General features: G+C 59.9%; 19 protein-coding genes and 1 tRNA gene. 13 read left to right on the top strand and 7 right to left on the bottom strand.

What is annotated here, in order from left to right; translation table 11 throughout:
- Nucleotides 1-6 precede the first annotated feature (6 nt).
- The 6 genes from truA (at nucleotide 7) to H8S55_RS09215 (ending at nucleotide 7,506) form a co-directional block, all read left to right on the top strand.
- On the top strand, nucleotides 7-759 hold the full coding sequence (gene truA, locus H8S55_RS09240; protein WP_186878739.1) for a tRNA pseudouridine(38-40) synthase TruA: 753 nt from the start codon (nucleotides 7-9) through the stop codon (nucleotides 757-759).
- Nucleotides 760-777: 18 nt separating this feature from the next.
- Nucleotides 778-1,932, top strand: a complete 1,155-nt coding sequence (locus H8S55_RS09235; RefSeq protein ID WP_186878738.1) for a DUF5711 family protein — start codon at nucleotides 778-780, stop codon at nucleotides 1,930-1,932.
- A 47-nt stretch (nucleotides 1,933-1,979) separates the two neighbouring features.
- Nucleotides 1,980-2,636: a CvpA family protein gene (locus tag H8S55_RS09230; RefSeq protein WP_186878737.1), complete on the top strand. Its 657-nt coding sequence runs from the start codon at nucleotides 1,980-1,982 to the stop codon at nucleotides 2,634-2,636.
- A 148-nt stretch (nucleotides 2,637-2,784) separates the two neighbouring features.
- Entirely contained in the window at nucleotides 2,785-5,106 is a 2,322-nt protein-coding gene (locus tag H8S55_RS09225) for an ATP-dependent Clp protease ATP-binding subunit (RefSeq protein ID WP_186878736.1), read from the top strand.
- Nucleotides 5,107-5,238: 132 nt separating this feature from the next.
- Nucleotides 5,239-6,456: an LL-diaminopimelate aminotransferase gene (locus H8S55_RS09220; RefSeq protein WP_147562908.1), complete on the top strand. Its 1,218-nt coding sequence runs from the start codon at nucleotides 5,239-5,241 to the stop codon at nucleotides 6,454-6,456.
- A 108-nt stretch (nucleotides 6,457-6,564) separates the two neighbouring features.
- Complete coding sequence (locus H8S55_RS09215) at nucleotides 6,565-7,506, top strand: AEC family transporter (RefSeq protein WP_186878735.1); 942 nt, start codon at nucleotides 6,565-6,567, stop codon at nucleotides 7,504-7,506.
- Between the two features lie 681 nt (nucleotides 7,507-8,187).
- Here the strand turns inward: H8S55_RS09215 and glmS are convergent.
- The 4 genes from glmS to H8S55_RS09195 all read right to left on the bottom strand — a co-directional run bounded on the left by glmS (nucleotide 8,188) and on the right by H8S55_RS09195 (nucleotide 12,402).
- Complete coding sequence (glmS, locus tag H8S55_RS09210; protein WP_186878734.1) at nucleotides 8,188-10,023, bottom strand: glutamine--fructose-6-phosphate transaminase (isomerizing); 1,836 nt, start codon at nucleotides 10,021-10,023, stop codon at nucleotides 8,188-8,190.
- A 384-nt stretch (nucleotides 10,024-10,407) separates the two neighbouring features.
- Nucleotides 10,408-11,520 carry an aldo/keto reductase gene (locus tag H8S55_RS09205; protein WP_186878733.1) on the bottom strand — a complete coding sequence of 371 codons (1,113 nt, stop codon included), beginning with the start codon at nucleotides 11,518-11,520 and terminating at the stop codon, nucleotides 10,408-10,410.
- A gap of 183 nt (nucleotides 11,521-11,703) precedes the next feature.
- Nucleotides 11,704-12,210, bottom strand: coding sequence for an Ltp family lipoprotein (locus tag H8S55_RS09200; RefSeq protein ID WP_243200546.1), 507 nt, complete (start codon nucleotides 12,208-12,210; stop codon nucleotides 11,704-11,706).
- A 21-nt stretch (nucleotides 12,211-12,231) separates the two neighbouring features.
- On the bottom strand, nucleotides 12,232-12,402 hold the full coding sequence (locus H8S55_RS09195) for a hypothetical protein (protein WP_186878731.1): 171 nt from the start codon (nucleotides 12,400-12,402) through the stop codon (nucleotides 12,232-12,234).
- Nucleotides 12,403-12,536: 134 nt separating this feature from the next.
- Here H8S55_RS09195 and H8S55_RS14520 point away from each other — a divergent pair, with 134 nt between their 5' ends.
- From H8S55_RS14520 to H8S55_RS09175, 4 genes are all read left to right on the top strand, one after another.
- Nucleotides 12,537-12,728 (top strand): ribbon-helix-helix protein, CopG family, encoded by a 192-nt coding sequence (locus H8S55_RS14520; protein ID WP_186878730.1) that lies wholly within the window; start codon nucleotides 12,537-12,539, stop codon nucleotides 12,726-12,728.
- 149 nt (nucleotides 12,729-12,877) lie between these two features.
- Nucleotides 12,878-12,964 (top strand) — tRNA-Leu (locus H8S55_RS09185).
- Between the two features lie 331 nt (nucleotides 12,965-13,295).
- The gene (locus H8S55_RS09180; protein WP_243200545.1) at nucleotides 13,296-14,189 is read left to right on the top strand and encodes a DUF4300 family protein; all 894 of its coding nucleotides are present in this window, start codon (nucleotides 13,296-13,298) and stop codon (nucleotides 14,187-14,189) included.
- Between the two features lie 61 nt (nucleotides 14,190-14,250).
- Nucleotides 14,251-14,460, top strand: coding sequence for a hypothetical protein (locus H8S55_RS09175; RefSeq protein WP_186878729.1), 210 nt, complete (start codon nucleotides 14,251-14,253; stop codon nucleotides 14,458-14,460).
- Nucleotides 14,461-14,507: 47 nt separating this feature from the next.
- On the opposite strand, the gene H8S55_RS09170 is transcribed toward H8S55_RS09175, so the two are convergent.
- Nucleotides 14,508-15,443: a tetratricopeptide repeat protein gene (locus H8S55_RS09170; protein ID WP_186878728.1), complete on the bottom strand. Its 936-nt coding sequence runs from the start codon at nucleotides 15,441-15,443 to the stop codon at nucleotides 14,508-14,510.
- A gap of 295 nt (nucleotides 15,444-15,738) precedes the next feature.
- Between H8S55_RS09170 and H8S55_RS14625 the strand changes: the two genes are divergently transcribed.
- Both H8S55_RS14625 and H8S55_RS09160 read left to right on the top strand, forming a co-directional pair.
- Nucleotides 15,739-17,859 carry an O-acetyl-ADP-ribose deacetylase gene (locus tag H8S55_RS14625; protein ID WP_186878727.1) on the top strand — a complete coding sequence of 707 codons (2,121 nt, stop codon included), beginning with the start codon at nucleotides 15,739-15,741 and terminating at the stop codon, nucleotides 17,857-17,859.
- 157 nt (nucleotides 17,860-18,016) lie between these two features.
- Nucleotides 18,017-19,465: an ATP-binding protein gene (locus tag H8S55_RS09160; protein WP_186878859.1), complete on the top strand. Its 1,449-nt coding sequence runs from the start codon at nucleotides 18,017-18,019 to the stop codon at nucleotides 19,463-19,465.
- Nucleotides 19,466-19,530: 65 nt separating this feature from the next.
- Here H8S55_RS09160 and H8S55_RS09155 read toward each other — a convergent pair whose 3' ends face one another.
- Nucleotides 19,531-20,985 (bottom strand): M56 family metallopeptidase, encoded by a 1,455-nt coding sequence (locus H8S55_RS09155; RefSeq protein ID WP_186878726.1) that lies wholly within the window; start codon nucleotides 20,983-20,985, stop codon nucleotides 19,531-19,533.
- The gene (locus H8S55_RS09150; protein ID WP_186878725.1) at nucleotides 20,982-21,359 is read right to left on the bottom strand and encodes a BlaI/MecI/CopY family transcriptional regulator; all 378 of its coding nucleotides are present in this window, start codon (nucleotides 21,357-21,359) and stop codon (nucleotides 20,982-20,984) included. The genes H8S55_RS09155 and H8S55_RS09150 overlap by 4 nt, the downstream gene beginning before the upstream one ends.
- A gap of 181 nt (nucleotides 21,360-21,540) precedes the next feature.
- On the opposite strand from H8S55_RS09150, the gene H8S55_RS09145 reads away from it, so the two are divergent.
- Nucleotides 21,541-22,395, top strand: coding sequence for an AAA family ATPase (locus tag H8S55_RS09145; protein WP_147563055.1), 855 nt, complete (start codon nucleotides 21,541-21,543; stop codon nucleotides 22,393-22,395).
- Nucleotides 22,396-22,400: the final 5 nt, after the last annotated feature.

Raw genomic sequence — 22,400 nt, 5'->3', positions numbered from 1 at the left:
GGGACTATGGAACGGAATATCGCCCTGAAACTGATGTATAACGGTACGGCCTACCACGGCTGGCAGGTGCAGAAGAACGCTGTCTCCGTGGCGGAGACCCTGGAAAAGGCACTGGCCACAGTGGTGTGCCACCCGGTGAAGTGTACCGGAGCGGGGCGCACCGATGCCCATGTCCATGCAGAGACCTATGTGGCCAACTTCCGCACCACCTCCACCATCCCCTGCGACCGCATCCCGCTGGCGGTGAACACCCGCCTGCCCAAGGACATCGTGGTGGTGCGGGCCACCCAGGTCCCCCCGGAGTTCAACGCCATCGGCTCCTGCCACAGGAAGGAGTATACCTACCGCATCTATAACTCCCGCCTGGGCAACCCCTTCTATGTGGACCGGGCCTGGTTCTATCCCAAGCATTTGGACGAGGGTATTATGCAGCAGGCGGCGGACCAGTTTGTGGGCACCCACGACTTCCGGGCCGTCCGCTCCGTGGGTACCGAGACCCGGACCACCGTGCGCACGGTGTACTATTTCAATGTGGAGCGCCGGGGCGATCTGATCGAGAGCCGGGTATGTGCCAACGGATTTTTGTATAACATGGTCCGGGCCATGGTGGGCACCATCGTCTATGCCGCCGAAGGCAAGCTGGCCCCGGAGGACATCCCCGCCATTCTGGACTCGGGCAACCGCACCCTGGCCGGGCCCACCGTGCCCCCGGGGGGGCTTTATATGACCCAGCTGTGGTATGACGAGGACGTGCTGTAACAGACAGGAGCGAGAGGTATGAGCGATCAGCAGGAGAAAAAACCGAATATTTTTCTGCGTCTGCTGGCCTTTCTGGTCACGCTGGCCCTGGTGCTGGGGGCGCTGGCTGTGGTGGTCTATCGGGACCGGCTGAATCTGGATGCGTTGAAGCGCTGGCTGTCCTTCCGCAAGGTGGAGACCGGGGACACCGGCGAGGCCGCCCCCTTTACCCACGCCGGGGGCGACAAGCTGTCTGTGGAATATCTGGAGGACGGAGTGGTGATGACCTCCGCCTCCGGCGTCCACTACTACTCCTTCTCCGGCGAGCCCTATGCCGAGGAGGTACTTACCATGGAAAACCCGGTGCTGTGCGCCGGGAGCCGGGCCGCCGTGGCCTATGACGTGGGGGGCCGGTCCCTGTTCGTGCTGCGGGGGAAGAGCGAGACGGCCGATCTGTCCCTGGACAGCGGCGAGCTGCTGTCCGCCCGGATCAACGACAGCGGCTATCTGGCCGTCACTGCCCAGCAGAGCGGCTATAAGGGTGCGGTGACCCTGTATAATACCGGGGGAGAGAAGGTCATCCAGATCAACCTGTCCTCCACCTTTCTGGTGGATGCGGCCCCATCCCCCGATGGGCGGACAGTGGCTGCTGTGGCTATCGATTCTGACGGGGGGAGTTTTCGCAGCAGGGTACTGTTTTACCAGGTGAACCAGAAAGAGCCCAGCCTGGAGGTATCGCTGAACGGCTCGTCGGTGCTGGACATGCGCTATACTGACAGCGGCCTGTGGGTGCTGGGGGAGAGCAGCCTGATGATCGTTTCCCCCAAAGACGGAAGCGTGAAGACCTTTTCCTTTGGCCGCTCCTACTTAAAGGGCTGTGATTTAAGCGGCGACGGCTTTGCCCTTGTGCTGCTGGGCCGCTATCGGGCGGGTTCTGCCGACCAGGCGGTGACCGTGAATGCCCAGGGGGAGCAGCAGGCCGTGCTGAGCTTGGGCGGCCAGGTGCTGGATTTCTCCGCCGGGGGCAGCTATTGCGCCGTGCTCACCGGTACGGGCCTGACCGTATATACCCCGGACATGGAGCAGGCATCGTCCATGCAGTCCACCCTGGGGGCCCGGCGGGTGGATATGGGGGCCGACGGCACCGCTGTTCTGGCTGACAGCCAGCGGGCCTGGCTGTATATCCCGGGCTGATCGAGCCCAAAACGGTGCCGCAGTTTGAATGGAGGTAAGCATTCTTTATGAGCAATGTATTAGATATTATCATCATCGCAGTGGTGGCTGTGGCGGCCTGGCGGGGCTATCGCAGGGGCCTGGTCATGACTCTGTGCGGTTTTCTGGCCATCTTTGTGGCCCTGGCCGGGGCCAACATCGTTTCCAACGCCTTGGCCGGACCGGTGAGCCAGGCCATCCGCCCGGCGGTGGAGCATCAGATCCAGAGCGCCTTTCAGCAGAAGGCGGACCAGACGGCCCAGTCCGCCATAGACAACGGACACAGCGCCGCAAACCCCACCATGGAGGAGGCGGTGCGTATTCTGAAGGACTCTAAAATCTATCAGGGCTTTGTGGAGGGCTTTCAAAAGGCCCTGAACGACGGCATCGTGGCCGCCACCACCAACGCCGCCCGGGCCATCTCGGACTATGTGGCCCGGCAGATCGCCAGGACGGTGCTGTATGTCGTGGCCTTTGTGCTGATCCTGGTGCTGTGGACCATCCTCAGCCGGGTGCTGGACCTGGCCTTCAAGCTGCCGGTGCTGTCCACCCTGAACCGATGGAGCGGCGGGGTGCTGGGCCTGTGCGAGGGCGTGGTGCTGGTGGTGATCGTGGGGATGCTGCTAAAAGGCGGCGTATTGCCCGAGGAGGTCGTGGAGCACTCCTATCTGCTGAAGCTGCTGTGATCGCCCGAAGCGCCGGTGGGGCAGCTGCCCCTGGGCGCACAAAATGAAAGCTTATCCCCTGCCTTTTCCGGCGCTCATTCATGACACGTTCATAATTGTGCGCTATAGTATCATCTGGAAACCCCTTTTCCCGAAAGGAATGTTGTGTATGCAGCCGAATATGATGTGCAGTCGCTGCGGCAAAAATGTCGCGGTGATCTTTATTACCAAAATGGAAAACGGCACCACCAAGAACGAAGGTCTGTGCCTGAAATGCGCCAGAGAGCTGGGCATCAAGCCCATTGACGATATGATGAAGAAGATGGGCATCAGCGACGAGGACCTGGACAACCTGACCACAGAGATGATGTCTGCCTTCGGTGGGGCGGAGGGCCTGGAGGGCCTGATGAACCAGCCCCAGAGCGAGGACGGGGACGGGGAGGAGGACGACGGGCGCACCGCCACCTTCCCCTTCCTGAACCAGCTGTTCAGCGGCGGAGCCGCCCCCCAGCAGCCCGCCGGCGAGAGCGGCCCCAAGAAGGAGGGCGAGGAGGGCAAAAAGGCCGGCCCCAAGCACCCCAAGCGGAAGTTTTTGGACAGCTACTGCATCTCCCTGTCCCGCAAGGCGAAGGAGGGCAAGCTGGACCGGCTCATTGGCCGTGACCGGGAGCTGGACCGGGTCATCCAGATCCTGAACCGCCGCCAGAAAAACAACCCCTGTCTCATCGGTGAGCCCGGCGTGGGCAAAACGGCCATCGCCGAGGGCCTGGCCCAGAAGATCGCCCAGGGGGAGGTGCCCTATAAACTGCTGGATAAGGAGGTCTATCTGCTGGACCTCACCGCCCTGGTGGCGGGTACCCAGTTCCGGGGCCAGTTCGAGAGCCGGATGAAGGGCCTGATCGAGGAGATCCGCAAGCTGGGCAACATCATCCTGGTCATCGACGAGGTCCACAGCATCGTGGGGGCCGGAGATGCCGAGGGGTCCATGAATGCCGCCAACATCCTGAAGCCCGCCCTGTCCCGGGGGGAGATCCAGGTCATCGGCGCCACTACCCTGAACGAGTACCGCAAGCATATTGAAAAGGACACCGCCCTGGAGCGGCGCTTCCAGCCAGTCATGGTGGAGGAGCCCTCCGTGGAGGACAGCGTGAAGATCATGGAGGGCATCGCCCCCTATTACGAAGCCTATCACCAGGTCACCGTCTCCCCGGAGATGTGCCGCCGGGCGGTGGTGATGAGCGAGCGGTATATCACCGACCGCTATCTGCCCGACAAGGCCATCGACCTCATCGACGAGGCCTGCTCCAATGTGAACCTGCACAACCAGGCCCTGGCCCGGGTGGCGGCCATCAACAAGGAGCTGGCCGATCTGGCCAAGGAGCAGGAGGTCATGTCCGCCGCCGGGACGGAGGATGCCTATCGCCGCCTGGCCGAGATCAAAAGCCAGCAGCTGAAGCTGGAGGGGGAACGTCAGGGCCTGGAGGAGCAGCCCCAGCCTCAGCTCACCGAGGAGAATCTGGCCAACGTCATCGAGCTTTGGACCAACATCCCCGCCAGCCGCATCCAGGAGACGGAGTATCAGCGTCTGGCCCAGCTGGAGCAGAGGCTGGAGGGCCACGTCATCGGCCAGAACGAGGCCGTGGAGGCGGTGTCCGCCGCCATCCGCCGGGGCCGGGTGGGCATCAGCCCCAAGCACAAGCCCGTGTCCTTCATCTTTGTGGGCTCCACCGGCGTGGGCAAGACAGAGCTGGTGAAGCAGCTGGCCGCCGACCTGTTCGACAGCCCCGATGCCCTCATCCGTCTGGACATGTCCGAGTTCATGGAGAAACACGCCGTCTCCCGCATCATCGGCTCCCCTCCGGGCTATGTGGGCTATGACGAGGCGGGGCAGCTGACGGAGAAGATCCGCAGAAAGCCCTATTCCGTGGTCCTGTTCGACGAGATCGAAAAGGCCCACCCCGACGTGCTGAATATCCTGCTCCAGGTGCTGGACGACGGCCGGGTCACCGACTCCCACGGCCGCACGGTGAACTTTGAAAACACCGTCATTGTCATGACCACCAATGCCGGCAGCAACACCAAGGTGGGCTCGGTGGGCTTTGGCCGCACCGCCAACGAGCAGGGAAAGGACCGGGCCATGAAGGCCCTGCAGGACTTCCTGCGGCCGGAGTTTATCAACCGGGTGGACGAGATCGTCTACTTCAACCAGCTCACCCGGGAGGACTTCAAGGGCATCGCCGCCCTGATGCTGGGGGAGCTGGCCCAGGCCATGGGGGAGAAGCAGATCGCCTTCTCTTGGGACGACGCCCTGCTGGAGTATCTGGTGGAGAAGTCCTACTCCGCCGTATACGGCGCACGGAACCTGCGCCGCCTGATCCAGAAGGAGCTGGAGGATACCATCGCCGTCCGGCTCATCGAGGGCTATGCCCACCCCGTAAGCCAGATGCAGGCCACCGCAGCGGACGGCCGCATCCAGCTGACCGCCATGTAAATCTCCGGGCGGACCGAAGGCGCTTTCAGGCCGCCGGTCCGCCCGGTTTTTCTTGACAACCCACAGCCGATATAGGATAATAATCACATATGACGCATTTCGCGCCCGCCCAGAAGTAAGGAGCTGTTCACCATGGTAAAAGTCAATCAGAACTATTTAAAGCTGCCCGGCAGCTATCTGTTTTCCGAGGTGGCCCGGCGTATCGCCGCCCACTCCGCCGCCCATCCTGAGGCCAAGATCATCAAGCTGTCCATCGGCGACGTGACCCGCCCCCTGGTCCCCGCTGTGGTGGAGGCCATGCACAAGGCGGTGGACGAGCAGGGGACCTATGCGGGCTTCCATGGCTATGGCCCGGAGCAGGGCTATCCCTTCCTGCGGGAGGCCATCGCCCAGTTCGACTATCAGAAGCGGGGGGTGGACATCCAGCCCCAGGAGATCTTCATCTCCGACGGCGCCAAGAGCGACTGCGGCAACATCGGGGACATCTTCGACGTGGACAACGTGGTGGCCGTGTGCGACCCCGTCTATCCCGTGTATGTAGACACCAACGCCATGGCGGGCCGGGCCGGGGACTTTATGCCCGAGCTGGGCCGGTGGAGCCGCCTGGTGTATATGCCCTGCGTGGAGTCCAACGGCTTTATGCCCGAGCCCCCCAAGGAGAAGGTGGATATCATCTATCTCTGCTTCCCCAACAACCCCACCGGCTCTATGGCCACCCGGGAGCAGCTGAAGATGTGGGTGGACTATGCCAACAAGAACGGCTCCATCATCCTGTATGACTCCGCCTATGAGGCGTTTATCTCTGACCCCGACATCCCCCACACCATCTTCGAGATCGAGGGGGCCCGCACCTGCGCCATCGAGTTCCGGTCCTTCTCCAAGACCGCCGGCTTCACCGGCACCCGCTGCGCCTATACTGTGGTGCCCATGGAGCTGGAGCGGGACGGGGCCAAGCTGAACACCATGTGGAACCGCCGCCAGACCACCAAGTTCAACGGCGTGCCCTACATCGTCCAGCGGGGCGCCGAGGCCGTCTATACTCCCGAGGGCCGCCGCCAGATCATGGAGTCCATCGCCTATTACCAGAACAACGCCAAGGTCATCCGGGAGGGGCTGACCGCCGCTGGCCTGGAGTGCTTCGGCGGCGTGAACGCCCCCTACATCTGGATCAAGACCCCCAACGGGATGCCATCCTGGGACTTCTTCGACCTGGTGCTGGCCAAGGCCAACGTGGCCACCACCCCCGGCGTGGGCTTTGGCCCCAGCGGCGAGGGCTTTGCCCGGCTCACCGCCTTCGGCGACGCCGAGGCCACGAAGGAGGCCGTGGAGCGGGTGAAAGCGATCCTGTAAGAACAACGACCGGGCCTGCGCCCGGAGAAAGCAGCGAACTGCCGCACAAAAAACGTGCGGCAGTTCGCTTTGTCAGAGAGATCGATTTGAGTTGTATGGAGCCCTGTTATGTTTGTAAACTTTCTCATCGCCCTCAACTGCGTCACGCCCATGTTTTTGACGCTGTGCGTGGGCATTTTGCTTCGGGCCAGTAAGATCGTCCCGGAGGAGGCCTTTCACCACCTGAGCCAGATCAGCTTCCACGCTTTTCTGCCCTGCCTGATGTTCTCCAACCTGTACAGCGCCGACCTGTCCGGCACGGGCCACGCCAGCATTTTCGTCTATCTGCTGGCCTGGGTGGTGGTGTGGTTCCTGCTGTGTACCGCCGTGTGCAATAAGCTGGAGCCCGACCTGCGCCGCCGGGGGGCCTATATCCAAAGCGGCTACCGCACCAACATCGCCGTGGTGGGCGTGTCCCTGGCCCAGTCCATGATGGGCAGCAGCGGCGTGGCCATCATGTCCATGGCGGTGGGGCTGGTGGTGCCCACCTATAACACCCTGGCCGTCATCACCCTGGAGAGCTGCCGGGGCAGGCGGGCCGACCCGGCGCATATCGTCAAGAGCATCCTGCGCAACCCCCTGATCATCGGCTGCGCCCTGGGCGGGCTGTGCCTGGGGCTGCACATCCCCCTGCCCGGCTCCGTGGTCAAGGCCGTGTCCAGCGTGGGCAATGCAGGCAGTGTGACCACCCTGGTGGCCCTGGGTGCTTCGCTCAAGCTGGGCGGGATGCGGCACAACCTGGCGGCCATCGTCCGCTGCTCCGCCGTCCGGCTGGTGCTGGCCCCATTGTGCGCCCTGGTCCCCGCCATCCTCCTGGGCTTTCGGGGGGACGCCCTTGGCGTGGTGCTGGTGTGCATCGCCTCCCCCGTGGCCTCCACTGCCTACCCCATGGCCCTGGCCTATGACAGCGACCACGAATTCACCGCCCAGATGGTGGTGACCACCTCCCTGATCTGCACGCTGACCCTGTTCCTGTGGATATTTGCGCTAAAGCAGCTGGGATTGGTGTGAGAAAGCCCTCTCAGTCAGCTTCGCTGTCAGCTCCCCCAGAGGGGGAGCCAAGACTGTCAAAAAAACCTGTCATTGCGAGGCCGATTCCCCTTGTCAAGGGGAAATGTCCCGAAGGGACAAAAGGGATAGGGAGGCCCATCGGGCCGCTGAGGACAGCGGCCCCCACGGATCGCCGACGATGAGGGCCCCGGGCGGATCATCCCCACGTCCCAAGCCTTCCCCTGGGGGAAGGTGCCCCCGAAGGGGGCGGATGAGGGGAACGCCAAAGGGTTGGGAACCCTTGCGTCAGAACAGATATAGCCTTCCCCCTGCCAGGGGGAAGGTGGCCCGTAGGGCCGGATGAGGGTGGGTATCGTGGGTGCGGAGGCCATCGAACGGGCGGATGGGGACATCCGCCCCTACGGATGTCCCCTTGTAGGGGCCGCTGTCCTCAGCGGCCCCTCGATAACGGGTGCACCCCCGTGGTCCCCCTCATCCGTCATGGCCTGCGGCCATGCCACCTTCTCCCCTGCGGGGCGAAGGCTATGACCGTTTTAACGTCGTTGCGGCAAACACTCTGGCGTTCCCCTCATCCGTCACGGCTGCGCAGTCGTTGGCAGCTTTGCTGCCTTACGAATGCGGCGTACCCCTTGCGGGTGCTGCGCCATGCCACCTTCCCCCGAGGGGAAGGCTTTCATTTTTTTACTCCACCGTCACGCTTTTGGCCAGGTTGCGGGGCTTGTCGATGTCGCAGCCCCGCATGAGGGCGACGTAATAGGCGAACAGCTGCAGGGGGACCACGCCCAGGGAGGGGAGGAGCAGGTCGTGGGTGTCGGGGATGGTCATGACGGCGTTGGCCGTCTGGGCCATCTCGTCCCGGTGGGACTGGGTGGTCAGGGCCAGCACGTCGGCACCCCGGGCCTTGACCTCCACCACGTTGCTCATGGCCTTGTCGAAGAGCTTGCTGTAGGTGCCCAGGGCGACGACCAGAGTGCCGTTTTCAATGAGGCTGATGGTGCCGTGCTTCAGCTCGCCGGAGGCGTAGGCCTCGGAGTGGATGTAGGAGATCTCTTTCAGCTTCAAAGAGCCCTCCAGGCCCAGGGCGTAGTCCACGTTCCGGCCGATGAAGAAGACGGAGTCGTGGTTGAAGTACTGGGAGGCCAGATACTGCACCGTGTCGGTGTGGCTGAGGATGGTCTCCATCTTTCCGGGGAGCAGGAGCATCTCCTGGAGGACGGTCTCATACTCCGTCTGCTCCACCGTACCCAGGATGCGGGCAAAATACAGGGCCAGCAGGTCGATGACGGCCATCTGGGTGGAGTATGCCTTGGTGGTGGCCACGGCGATCTCCGGCCCGGCCCAGGTGTACAGCACCTCGTCAGACTCCCGGGCGATGGAGCTGCCCACCACGTTGACGATGGACAGGACCTTGGCCCCCAGGCGCTTGGCCTCCCGCAGGGCGGCCATGGTGTCCAGGGTCTCGCCGGACTGGCTGATGGCCACCACCAGGGTGTTCTCGTCTACAATGGGGGACATGTACCGGAATTCGGAGGCCAGGGCCACCTCCACCGGCTTGCGGGTCAGCCGCTCGATGTTATACTTGCCCACCATGCCTACATGGTAGCTGGAGCCGCAGGCCACGATATAAATTTTGCTGATGGAGCGGATATAGTCCTCGCTGAGACCGAAGTCCTCAAAATAGACCTGGTTATCCTTGATGCGGGGGAAGATGCACCGGCGCAGGGCCTCGGGCTGCTCCATGATCTCCTTGAACATGAAGTGCTCATAGCCGCCCTTCTCGGCGGCATCGATCTCCCAGTCCACCTGGCTGATTTTTTTCTCAATGGGCTGCATCAGGTGATTGTAGCACTGGATGCCGTCCCGGGTGAGCACGGCCACCTCGCCGTCCTCCATATAGCCCACCTTCCGGGTGTGGCGGATGATGGCGGTGACATCGCTGGCCAGGAAGTTGCAGCCGTCGCCATAGCCCAGGATCAGGGGACTGTCCTTGCGCACGGCGATGAGCTGGTCGGGGAAGTCGGCGCACAGGATGCCAAGGGCATAGGCCCCCTCGATGCGGCGCAGGACCCGGCCCACGGCCTCCAGAATGTCGCCCTGATAGAAATACTCGATGAGCTGGGCCACCACCTCGGTATCCGTGTCAGAGGTGAAGGTGACACCGTTGGAGATGAGAAACTGCTTGAGCTCCACATAGTTTTCGATGATGCCGTTGTGGACCACGGCGATCTTGCCGTTCTGGCTGACCTGGGGGTGGGAGTTGGCGTCGCTGGGGGCCCCGTGGGTGGCCCAGCGGGTGTGACCGATGCCCACGGTGCCGTCTACGGCGGCCCCGCCCTGAATGAGGTCAGACAGCACCTGCAGCCGGCCCTTGGCCTTGCGCACGGTGAGGGCATGATTTTTCTCGGAATAGACGGCCACGCCGGCGGAGTCATACCCGCGGTACTCCAGCCGGGCCAGTCCGTCCAACAGAATGGGAGCGGCCTGCTCCCGGCCAATAAAGCCTACGATTCCACACATATTCTAAATTTCCTCCTGATTTGGTGTTTTGCGCTTCAAGAGGAACAAATGCGCAGCCATTTGTGCCTCGTCCTTCGGTCTCAGCCGCTTTGTTTTGCGGTCGCCCGCATATTTTACGGTCTGAGTGACACGCCCGAAGGGGCGTGGAGGGGCATCCGCCGAATGTTCGATACTCCCCTCACCTCGTCGTCCCGGCCAAGCCGGGCGCTGGCGCTGTCGTGGGGAAAGACCCGGGACCTCCTTTCCCTGTCTGCGAAGGGGCCGGAGAAGCGCTCTCCAACCCAACCATATTATACGGGAAAACCACCTGAGAGTAAAGAGAAAAAACATCCAAACGGCCCCCATATGCGTCAGGGCCGTTTGGACGTTAGATGGGGGAGCGGGTCAGTCCTCCTGCTCCAGTTCGGCAGCCACCTGTTCCAGCAGCTCCCGGATGGGCAGGTGCTGGGGGCAGGCGGCCTCACATTTGCCGCACCTGACGCAGTCGGAGGCCCGGCTGCCGGGAGCGGTATATACGCTGTCGTAGTAATAGACGGCGTTGTGGTTGTGGTGGAGCTTCCAGGTGTTCATCAGGGAGAACAGGTCGGGGATGGCGATGCGTTGGGGGCAGCCGTCCACGCAGTAGCGGCAGGCGGTGCAGGGGATCAGATGCATACTGCGGAAGATCTGCTGCACCTGTGCTATGGCGGCCAGCTCCTGCTCGTTCAGGGGCTTGAAGTTTTGCATAAGGCTGACGTTTTCCCGCAGCTGCGCCAGATCGCTCATGCCGGACAGGACCATGACGATGCCGGGAAAGCCGGCGGCAAAGCGGATGGCATAGCTGGCGGGACTGCCGCCGTGGAGGGCATCCAGCACGTCCCGGGCCTGCTGGGGCAGGTTCACCAGATTGCCGCCCTTTACGGGCTCCATGACGATGACGGGCTTGTTATGCTTGCGGCAGACCTCGTAGCACAGTCGGCTCTGCACGGCGGGGTCATCGTAGTCCACATAGTTGAACTGGATCTGCACCACCTCGATCTGGGGGTACTCCGTCAGGATGCGGTCCAATACCTCCGCCCGGTCGTGGAAGGAGATGCCCACATGGCGGATCTTGCCCTCGGCCTTCAGGGCAAAGGCGGTCTCATAGGCCCTGTGCGTTTTGAAATAGGCGAACTTTTCCTCGCTCTGGGCGTGCATGAGATAAAAGTCAAAGTAGTCCACGCCGCAGGCCTCCAGCTGACTCTGAAAGAAGGGGCGGATGTCCGCCTCCGACTGAAAGAAAAAGTTGGTCAGCTTGTCGGTGAGCACAAACCGCTCCCGGGGATAGCGGCTGGTGAGACAGGTCTTTAAAACTTGCTCGCTCTTGCCCTGGAGATAGCCGTGGGCGGTGTCAAAATAAGTAAATCCGGCGTTCAGATACTCGTCCACCATCTGGGTGGTCTGGGGAATGTCCACCTGTTCCCCGTCCATGGGCAGGCGCATAAAGCCAAAGCCAAAGTTGCGGTCAAATCCTTCCATCCTCACATGTCCTTTCCGCGTAAAGCAAACCAAGCCCCGCCCGGGCATCCGGCGGAGCAATGTATATATGGGCCTATTATAACCGAAAAAGAAGGAAAAGGAAAGCCGGGAGAGCGGCTTTCCTTTCAATAAATGTTAGCGGAGTGGAATTATTTGGATACTAGTTAGGATCAAAGGTAAAACTTAATATCCGTTTTGCTCAGCACCGTAAGCCGCTTGTTCGTAAGTGAACCCCTCATATTGCAGTTGTTCAATTAACCCATCACGAGAGAACGGCATAACATTCAGGTACGTTTTTGCGGACAACGCGGCCTGTTCATACCAATCTGCTCCACAGTTATTAGCGGCGTATGTAGCATCGCTATTAGTGTATCCTTCAAATTCTAATTGTTCAATCAAGCCAGAATATGAAAAAGCCATAGAATTCAAATAGATTTTTGCGGACGCAAGAGCATTCGTTTCTCCAATCGTGGCGTTTTTGTTGTTATTTGAGGAGAAGCTATTGCTGGTAGAATTATTGTTTGAAGAGGGTGTGGTTATTTCAGAAGTCTGAGAGTAAGTAGAATCTTTTTTTGTACTATTTGTGTAATTATAGCTATTTGATGTTGCTGGCCTATTGTCTTTATCGGTTGCGACGAAAAGAGAGATAACAATTAAAATGGCCAAAATAGGAATGGCGACTTTCTTCATGGTCATATCCTCCGATTCAAATTATTCAATTTCTTCAAAATATACGATTATGCCGGAATAGAGTGCACTATGGTTGGCATAAGTCATGCACATAATGCGATAGCTGGGATTGGCATCCAGATATTTGTTGAGTTCATCTTCAGCAAATTTGGTCATGGTGCCCGAGAAACGTTTTACAAACCTCTTTTTCATAATACTTTTCCTCCTGAAATATCATTGCTGTTGTGCTCGGTATCTTTACATTACCATAAAAATTACAAAATGTAAACACTTGTAGTATATTAAAATTACAAATGTTAGGGTAATATCAATACAAGGTGATAGATATGGAAAATAAATTTGTAGTCCGCCCACGTAAACCGGCTTTCGGGAAGACCTCAGTCGTGTCCGCTAGATTACCGGATACTATGATTGAAAGGCTCGATGATGTAGCAAAACAGACAGGGCGCACAAGAAATGAATTGATACAGATGTGTATTGATTTTGCGTTAGAGAATATCGAAATATTGGAGCAATGAAAGCTTTTCTGGATAGTTATCTGATATGCTTACCCATAGGGTAGGCACTCGAAAAAAAGAAAGTTTCGAGACTGCACTTGAGAGTAGTTGTATGCAGAAAATTCCCTCTTGCAAATGTGTCCGCAATCAGATATAATAACTTTAGTTTTGCCGGTGTGATGGAATTGGTAGACGTAGTGGACTCAAAATCCACCGGTGGCGACACCGTACCGGTTCGAGTCCGGTCACCGGCACCACGTCGGAGCAAGCTTCATATCGCTTGCTCCGATTTTTTTCAAAAAGTCGGAATTCACTGATTGCGTCTTTTTCATCGGCACAGCGAAGCGTGAGCCCCTTTTGGCACGAATCCCCGCCTTGCGGCGTGGCTTCTTAGCCGGACGGGGCGCTTTCGCATATCATAAGCCGGACAAGCACAACCTAACGGTGCCTCTGCGGAGGAGGTACCATGGCTCGGGATGGATCCTTTCTGCCAACGCATGTACCGTGTCGGAACACGGGCAGCGCGCGGGTCCCTCCCGCAGGAAGGGGGAAGCATCAATGACAGCGCTGAAAAGAAGGCTTCTGCCAATGCTTTTGACAGGCGGCCTCATGCTCACAGCCCTCTCGGGCTGCGGCGGACCCGCGGAGCCGAACGCCGTCCAGCCGCCGCTGGAGACGGCGGCGTACTCCAATCTGACAGATGCGGACACCCAAAGCCTGCTCTCCAAATCGCTTGCGGATGCCGGGATAGGGGAGAACAGGATCAGCAGTCTCCTGGACCGTGTGGACCGGTTCAATGCCAGCGTCAAGGGCGAATGGCTGACGGGGGGCTTTGAGCACACCGCGCCGACGGATACCAAGTATGACCCCTACGAGATGCAGGACCTGTGGACAGAGAAAAACGGGAGCTTCCCCGGCTATAACTGCCGTATCACGGCATTCGGCCTGTTCAGCGAATTTGTCACTGCCGGAGCGGACCAGCCGGAGACGCAGGGCGAGGACACCCTCTTTCTGGACCTGGAGACACTGGCCGCGGATCCCGATGTCCTCTGCGGGGACAGCACGTCCAAATTCTGCGCGTTGTTCGCACCGGTGACCGCCGCAGACAGCACAGAGACGGAGAAACAGGTCAAAGCCCTTCAGGCGGGCTGGTCGGAGCGCGGCATTTCTTTTGAGGAGAGCACCGCCCGTCTGATCTCTGTCGTCCTCCATGACCGGTTCTCGGACACAGACAACACGCTGTTCATCGGGCATGTGGGCGTGCTGCTGCCGGCAGAGGACGGCGGCCTCTGGTTTATGGAAAAGGTGGCCTTTCAGGAGCCGTATCGGCTGGTGAAGCTTCAGAACAGGACGGAACTGAGCGACTATCTGATGGAACAGTATGATACCGCTTGGAGTCAGGACACGACGCGCCCATTCATCATGGAAAACGACAGCCTTATGGAGGGATACCGCACAAATCCGCTGGACCGTGCGGCATAAAAAAGTCAGGAAATCAAAAAACAACAACAGGCACTCTGCTTCTTTGGGGGCAGAGTGCCTGTTGTTTTATAAATGCCTCATGCTGAAGTGGAAGATGCAGACCGTCCATAAGAAGGTGGAGGCCAACGAGTATGTCGCCGCAGGCGGCCTGACGCTGACGAAGCAGTACGACCGCTACACCCACACCACCGAAACGCGGCGCAAGATTCATGATGACTCTGACAGCGGCGGCGGGACTCGTCCTATTGCGGGCGTGTATGGCAGAGGATGACCAGCTGACTGGCGCGGCTCTTTTCTTATGGCTTATCATGCTGCGTGTCAGGGCTGCTTTCTTTTTCGGGAGGTTGTCTGTGTGCGCAGGCAGCTGCTGGCCCACTGGAAAAAGTGCGGAACCGACGCAAACAGGTAGGGAGATAGCAGCAGGTCCTCCAGCAGTTCATCGATGGTAAAGGGCCGGTATCCATAGGGGCTCATATCCATGAAGAACTCCTCCAACCGGTCGCCTGCGGCGGCCCGGAAAAACTTTTTCGTATCCTTGTTCACTGCGGCCAGCCGCTTGAGATAGTCTTTCGCACGGTCGAACTGGTTCAGTTTATAGTACAGGACCGCCAGCGGCAGGAGCATCTGTGTTTCCTCACAGGAATCAAATCTCTTGTGAAGGGCCAGCGCGTGCAGCTCGTCTTCCGTACAGGCGTACAGGTGCATCAACTGATAGCGAACGCCCAGATTGTCGTTCTCACACAGCTTCAGAAGCTCCTCGCCCTCATTGATGGCACAGTGGATCATGCCGCAGGAGATCAGCGCATCGAAGTAGGTATGGCGGACGCGCATATACGGCCTGGTTTCGAGGACAGCCCAGAAGTCACCCATATCTCTCTTGAAACAGCCCTCCTGTTCCAGCGGCTCGGCTGCTGCCGCCATGAGCTTTTGGAGCGCCGGGAGCTGCTCCTCTGGCGTTTTCTCCATGGTGTGGACGATCATCTCCAGCTGTGCATCCACATGTTCCGGTTCCAGTTCCAATGCTTTACGGAGATATTCCAGACGTTTTTTCTTTGAGGATGCCTGTTCCGCAAGGTCTAAATAGTCGTCTGCAGTTTCTGGAGCCGCGTCCTTGCGGCTGTGAGGATAGCTGCTGCATTCCAAAAGGAACTGGCGCGTCAAACGGTCCACGCTTTCCTCGTCTGTGGCCTCATCGCCGTGGAGCGCAAGGAACTGCTGCAGCTCCTTCATGATCTTTTCTGTCTCTCTGCTCATTGGATTGCACCTCCTGCCTTTGCCGTTATCATATCATAAGTGGCGGCCCCCTGACAAGGGTCCTTTGGTCAGTATGTATATTCTGTGTGCCGCATGGTCCCATCTTTCTCCAAAGCTGACCCGCTTCCCCGGGCCTCGGTTTGGCGGGTGGGGGCGATGTTTTTTATACTTTATGGAATCCTTTCGCCGGAAGCAGTAGATTTTTTCTTTTGTATCTGGTAAACTGATACTGTCCCCCCGGGGACCCAACGATCATCCGCCCCGGCGGAGGACCCATTGAAGGAGGAAAAACCCAATGGACCAAGACTTTATCATTCACATCAACCGCCAGGAGCGGACCCAGGCCATGGAGGGCGTGGAGCAGGCCGTCTCCCAGGTGTACGACAACAAGGAGCAGCCCAAGGAGAAGCTGGCCGCCGGCGTGCTGGAGGCCGTTCAGAACGCCATGGCCCGGGGAGACCGGATCACCGTGCCGGTGGAGATCCCCAAGGAGGCGGCGGACAAGCTGGTGTCCGAGGGCACCAAGACCGGGGACACTGTCCCCTTCCCGGCCAACTTCCAGTGCAAGATCCGCACCCTGAATCTGAAAAGCGGTGCCATGGTATACGCCGCCTTTACCAGCCCGGAGGAGGCGGACAAGGGCCAGCGCAGCTCCACCGTCACCGAGGCCATCGACACCTATCTGCAGAAGGCCCTGATGAACCCCCAGGTCGCGGGTATCCTGCTCAACCCCTGGGGCCAGTCCTTTTTCCTGTCCAAGCCCCTGATCCAGGGCATTTTCATCAAGGACCTGCCCCAGCCCGGGGAGAACACCGTGGGCTTTGCCACCATGGACATCACCCAGGCGGAGACCGACTGCATCGTCAACGCCGCCAACGAGACCCTGCTGGGCGGGGGCGGCGTAGACGGGGCCATCCACCGTGCCGCCGGGCATGAGCTGCTGGAGGAGTGCCGCAAGCTGAACGGCTGCCCCACCGGCCAGGCCAAGCTCACAGGGGGGTATCACTTAAAGGCCAAGCACGTCATCCACACCGTGGGCCCCGTCTACTCCGGCAAGGAGGAGGACGCCGTCCTGCTGCGCCGGTGCTATTGGAACAGCCTGGAGCTGGCCCGGCAGAACGGCCTGCACAGCATCGCCTTCCCCGCCATCTCCACCGGGGCCTATGGCTATCCCAAGGAGGAGGCCACCCGGATCGCCCTGAAAACCGCCTTCGACTGGATGCAGATCAACCCCAAGTATGGCATGCGCATCCTGTTCGCCTGCTTTGACCAGGAGACCACCGCCCGGTATCAGTCCACCTGGAACGGCAGCCAGGAGGAGTGGAAGGCCCAGGCCGGGCAGCAGGGTCAGGCGGACGTGGTGGAGCGGGCCATCCGGTTTGCCGCCGCCTGCCACAGCGGAGCCAGCCGCAAGGGGACGGATCAGCCCTATATTCTCCACCCGGTGGCCACGGTGGCCGCCCTGGACGGCATGGATGCCGATTTCGATCTGCTGGCCGCCGGAGCCCTCCACGACGTGCTGGAGGATACCCAGGCTACGCTGCTGGATGTCTATGAGCAGTTCGGCGTGGATGTGGCGGCTCTGGTCAACGCCCACACCGAGGACAAACGCCGGGTGTGGTATCAGCGCAAGCTCCAGGCCATTGCCCAGGCCACGGATGCCGGGCTGCGGGAGAAGAAGCTGATCCTGGCCGACAAGCTGGCCAACCTGCACAGCATGTACAATGACCGCCGGAAGGTGGGGGACAAGCTGTGGCAGCGCTTTAACGCCCCCAAGGCCATGCAGGCCTGGTACTATGGCCGCCTGCTGGCCGCTCTGGCCCCCATGAAGGGCCACACCGAGACGGCCAACGCCTATCAGGAGATGAACGGCCTGGTGAAGGACCTGTTCGTCAATTATGCCATGGACGAGGGCGAGCAGCACCTGTATCAGATGGGCGCAGACGGAAGCCGCACCGTGCTGACCAAGGGCGACCCCCAGTGGGTGCCCATGCGGGAGGATATGCCCCAGCAGGTCCGGGCCATGCCCCGGAAGGAGGCCGAGCGCCTGGAGGACCGGTGGAGCGCCCCCTTCTGGAAGCAGATCGACCGGGATCTGGAGGACGGGGAGTACGGCCTGTTTGCATCCGAGGCGGGCAGCCGGGCCATTCGCCTGACCGACGACAGCGTGGTCTTTGTGGGCGAGGACCGGGGCCCCGCCAGCCAGAGCGCCCACGGCAAGGACCCCTATTCCTTCCGCTGCAACCTGGGCGAGGAGGCCGGACGGCACCTGCTGGTCCAGCTGCGCCGGAAGCACGGCCTGGACAAGGACCTGGGCGAGCTGCTGCTGGAGGAGTTCGGCGGCGAGAACAGCACCGAGCGCTTCCAGACCTTCTGCAAAGAAAACGGCATGGTCATCCGCTTTGTGGCGGGTTAAGTTCTGATGAAACAGCACACGCGCATATCGAAAACGGTATGCGCGTGTGCTTTATTTTACGAAAATATCATATCATGAAGCAAATAATATAAGTATACTTTAATATCATATTGACAAAATGGAAAATAGGCAATAAAATATTGACGAGGTGATGGAGATGGCCATTGCGACGCAGACGCAGATATTAAAGGTTTTAAAGGCGTTTAATCCCTGGTGGGTCACAGGCGCGGTCCACCCTGACTTTACAAAGCACTATCGCCGTTTTGCCTATTATGAAGCGATGAAACGCCTGGAGCAGCGGGATCTGCGGCGAACAGTCGTCCTGACTGGGACCCGGCGTGTGGGAAAGACCACCATTCAATATCAGATGATCGACACCCTGTTGAAGCGAGGGGTGCCGCCACAGCGCATCGTGTTCATTTCCCTGGACCACCCCATGCTCAAGCTCAGCGGCCTGGATGATATTCTGGATTGCTACCACGCCAACGTGTGGGCAGATAAAGACTGCTATTACTTCTTCGACGAAGTGCAGTATGCCAGCGAGTGGGACAAGTGGATGAAAACGATTTATGATTTGCAGCCATCCACGCAGATGGTCGCAACGGGGTCGGCCAGTCCGGCGCTGATAAAGGGAAGCACAGAGAGCGGCGCGGGGCGGTGGAGCGTTATCCAGGTCCCGACCTTGTCCTTTTTTGAATATTGCGCGCTGATTGGCGTCGACACCCCGGAGCTTGGCCCGGATATACGGCCCACCGCGTTCTTGAAAATGACGCAGCAGGAGCGCACCAGTGTGATGATGAAGCTGGACGGAATACAGAACCACTTTTCCCGCTATCTGCAAGTGGGCGGTTTCCCTGAATTGGCGCTGGCTTCGAACGACCTGATGGCCCAGCAGATCATGCGGGAGGATGTGGTAGATAAGGTTCTGAAGCGGGACCTGCCTTCTCTTTACAAAATACGCAGCGCGACAGAGCTGGAGCGGATATTCTTATACCTCTGCAATGTCTCTTCTGAGATCGTTTCCTTCACAGCCATAGCAAAGGAACTGAGCGGCGTCAGCAGGCCGACGGTGGAGAGCTATATCAATTATTTGGAGAGCGCAAATTTGATCTATCAGAGCTGGCCGGTGGAGATGGGCGGACGCAAGGTGCTGAAGGCTCAGCCGAAAATCTATATTGCGGATGCGGCGATCCGAAATGCCGTTTTGATGGATGATGACGTGCTGACAAACCCCATTGAGCTTGGAAAAATGGTAGAAACGGCCGTCTATAAGCACGTCGCGGCGTTTTATTATCAACAGGCGACCAGGGTAGGGTATTACCGGGGCGGACGCAAGAATAAAGAAATTGATGTGGTGGTGGACTACCCAAACATCAAGAACATTCTGATCGAAGTGAAATACCGGGAACAGGCTCCCATTCCAGACGACTCTGCGATTTGTACCCTGAGTGACGAGGCCAGCGCCGCCATCATTGTGACAAAGCGGCCAGATGATTACGGAACACATCATGCGCCAAATGGAAAAGAACTGATCCGCATTCCGGCTTTTGCCTTTCTGTATTTGCTGGGAAATGCAGAGCGATATGGATATCGGGGAAAGGAATAAGAATGGAAGATGGCATCCGCAGACGGAATATCGGTCTGCAGATGCCATTTTGTAAAGATATTTATTTAAGACGTCAACAGACTATCCAGCTGTTCAATATCCACACCCTCCGGCAGATAGTAGGGCTGGAAGGCGCGGCCATTGGAGGGGTCCATCTTGCACTGCCGGCCGGAGAGAACCACGCACAGGTTCCTGGTCACTTCTTTGGGGGCGTCAAAGTAGAGCACATAGGTGGCCTGGTCCTGGTCCTCATAGTCATAGTCCCCGGTGAGGTGGGCCAGGGGCAGGGCGGAGAGGTAGTCCATCAGGGCCTCCGGGTCAGAGCAGTCCAGCAGCTCCCCGTCCCGCCGGACGGAGTGGAGGGTATAGCCCGCCGGGTCGCCGCCGAAGAGAACTTCAGCCCCCGGGCGCTCGTCAAAGGACAGGGCCACATAGCCGAAGGAGGACATAAGGAGAAACAGGGTCAGCCCCACCAGAATGCCGCCCGCCACCCGGCGGCGGGGGGCGACCACGCTGCGCAGGCGATAGCGCAGGGAGGCGGCTACGGGGGAGAGACAGGTGGTGTATCCCCGTCCGTCCCCGGCGGTGGTGAGCAGCAGCTGGGCATACTGCCGCCGGGTGGCCTCGTCCGCGTCCAGGAGGACGGTCTCGTCACAGCTGAGCTCCGTGTCCTCGGCGCTGCGGCGCATGGCCATCCACATGAGGGGGTCGAACCAGCACAGGGCGGTGCAGAACATGAGAAAGAACTTGTTCCAGCTGTCCCGGCGGCAGATATGGACGATCTCGTGGCGGAAGACCAGGTGCAGCTCGTCGGGGGTATAGGCCCGCAGGGGCAGCACCACCTGCAAGGTCCAGCGGAACAGGCCAACCGTCAGGGGGGTGGAGGTGTGGGGGGAGATCACCAGGGGGCAGGAGAGAGGCTCCATCTGGGCCTGGTCCATCTCCTCCTGCCAGATGTCCAAGACTTCCTCGTCCGTGATGGGCCATGCTCCTTCCAGCAGCTGCCGCCGGAAGCGCAGGTGGGACAGGGTGTTCCACCCGAACACGGAAATGGTCCCCACCAGCCACAGCCCCAGGACCAGCCAGATCCAGTTTCCCCGGGTGCGCAGGACGAAAGCGGGGGCGTCGGGCATCAGACCGGAATTGAAGCACAGATAGAGAAAATTGGGGAGGAGCCACAGCATGGCGCAGCCCCGGGCGCTGATGAACCGGCGGAGCAGGGGCGTGAGGGGCAGGAGCAGGGCATAGTATACGGCCAGGTGAAGAAAGCACTGGAAGAGCACGGACAGCGCAAGCTGTGCCATGCGGCCCGGCCCCACGAACAGCAGCCCCAGGGGCAGCAAAAAGAAGACCATAAGGGGCAGCAGATCGGCGTTCATCAGCGGCTGATAGCGGTGGGTGGAGTCCTGGCGGGAGCGGGGCCCGTCGTCATTGCACCGGTAGAGCAAAAGAAAGCCCACAAACAGGCTGAGAAACACGAAAGTGAAAAGGCGAAAGCTGTGGTTATCGGTGAGGCTCATAACTTCCCTCCATTCAACAGGTCGCGCAGCTCATCCAGCTCCCGGCGGGTGAGCCCGCTGCTGCACAGGGCGTTGGCAAAGGTGGACAGGCTGCCGCCGCACAGCTGGTCCAAAAACCGGCGGCTCTGCCCGGCCAGATAGTCCTCCTGAGAGACCAGGGGGGTGTATCGGGCGCTGCGCCCGACCTTCTCGCTGCGGACAAAGCCCTTGTCCCCCAGCCGGGACAGCAGGGTGAGCAGGGTGGTGGCGGCCATGGGGTGGGTGCTCTGCAAAACGCCCTCCAGGTCGCTCCGTCCCGCCGGAGCCTCACAGGCCCAAAGGGCCTGCATCACCGCCAGCTCCGCATCCGGCAGGCGTTTCACGTCACGGGTCATAGCGCTATCCTCCCTTCTGTGAATATCTTCTACAGTTGTAGTTTGATTATATTCTACAGACGTAGAAGATAATTGTCAAGAGGGGAGGGCATATTTTCTGCGCCATTGACAACCATTTGCCCCAAAGGTATAATCGAACTTGCAAAACAGCTGCCTTGACAGGGCAGAGACGGAGTGCGTTATGAGAGAAGAATTAAAGACAGAACTGGAACGATTCAAGGCGCGCTATCCTGTGGACCCGGCGGCCCAGGGGCGCATTTCCAAGCCGCCGGTGGAGTTTATCGGCGAGGAGATCCTGAACCTGGCCGTGTCCGCCCTTTTACAGGGGGAAAACGTCCTGCTGTGCGGCGAGAAGGCCACGGGCAAGAATATTCTGGCGGACAATCTGGCCTGGCTGTTCGGACGGCCCAGCTATAACATCTCCTTCCATGTGAACACGGACAGCAGCACCCTGATCGGCACGGATACGTTTACCGGCGGCGAGGTGCGGCTGCGCCGGGGCCCGGTGGCCCAGGCGGCCCAGGAGGGCGGCTTCTGCATCCTGGACGAGATCAACATGGCAAAAAACGAGGCCATGGCCGTGATGCACTCGGTGCTGGACTATCGCCGTCTCATCGACGTGCCCGGCTATCAGCCCATCCCCATGCACCCGGCCACCCGGTTTATCGCCACCATGAACTATGGCTATGCGGGCACCCGGGAGCTGAACGAGGCCCTGGTCTCCCGCTTTGTGGTCATCCGTATGCCCACCCTGGAGGAGGGGCAGCTGCGCCGCCTGCTGTTGGCCGACGCCCCCGGGGCCTCGGAGGAGGACGTGAAGCGCTGCGTGGGCCTGTTCCTGGATCTGAACGAGAAGGCGGTGAACGGGGAGATCTCCACCCGGCCTGTGGATATGCGGGGCATGGTGGCCGCCCTGCGCATGATGGCCGACGGCATGGCGGCCAAGGACGCCATCGCCCTGGGCATCACCAACAAGTGCTTTGACGAGTATGAGCATCAGCTGGTCCAGGACGTGGTCATGACCAGATTTGCGTGACGGGA

Source organism: Flintibacter faecis (genome assembly GCF_014287875.1).
GTDB classification, from domain to species: Bacteria; Bacillota; Clostridia; order Oscillospirales; family Oscillospiraceae; genus Lawsonibacter; species Lawsonibacter faecis_A.
The sequence above is the reverse complement of the archived record's forward strand: the minus strand, read 5'-3'. Positions and strand labels throughout refer to the sequence as shown.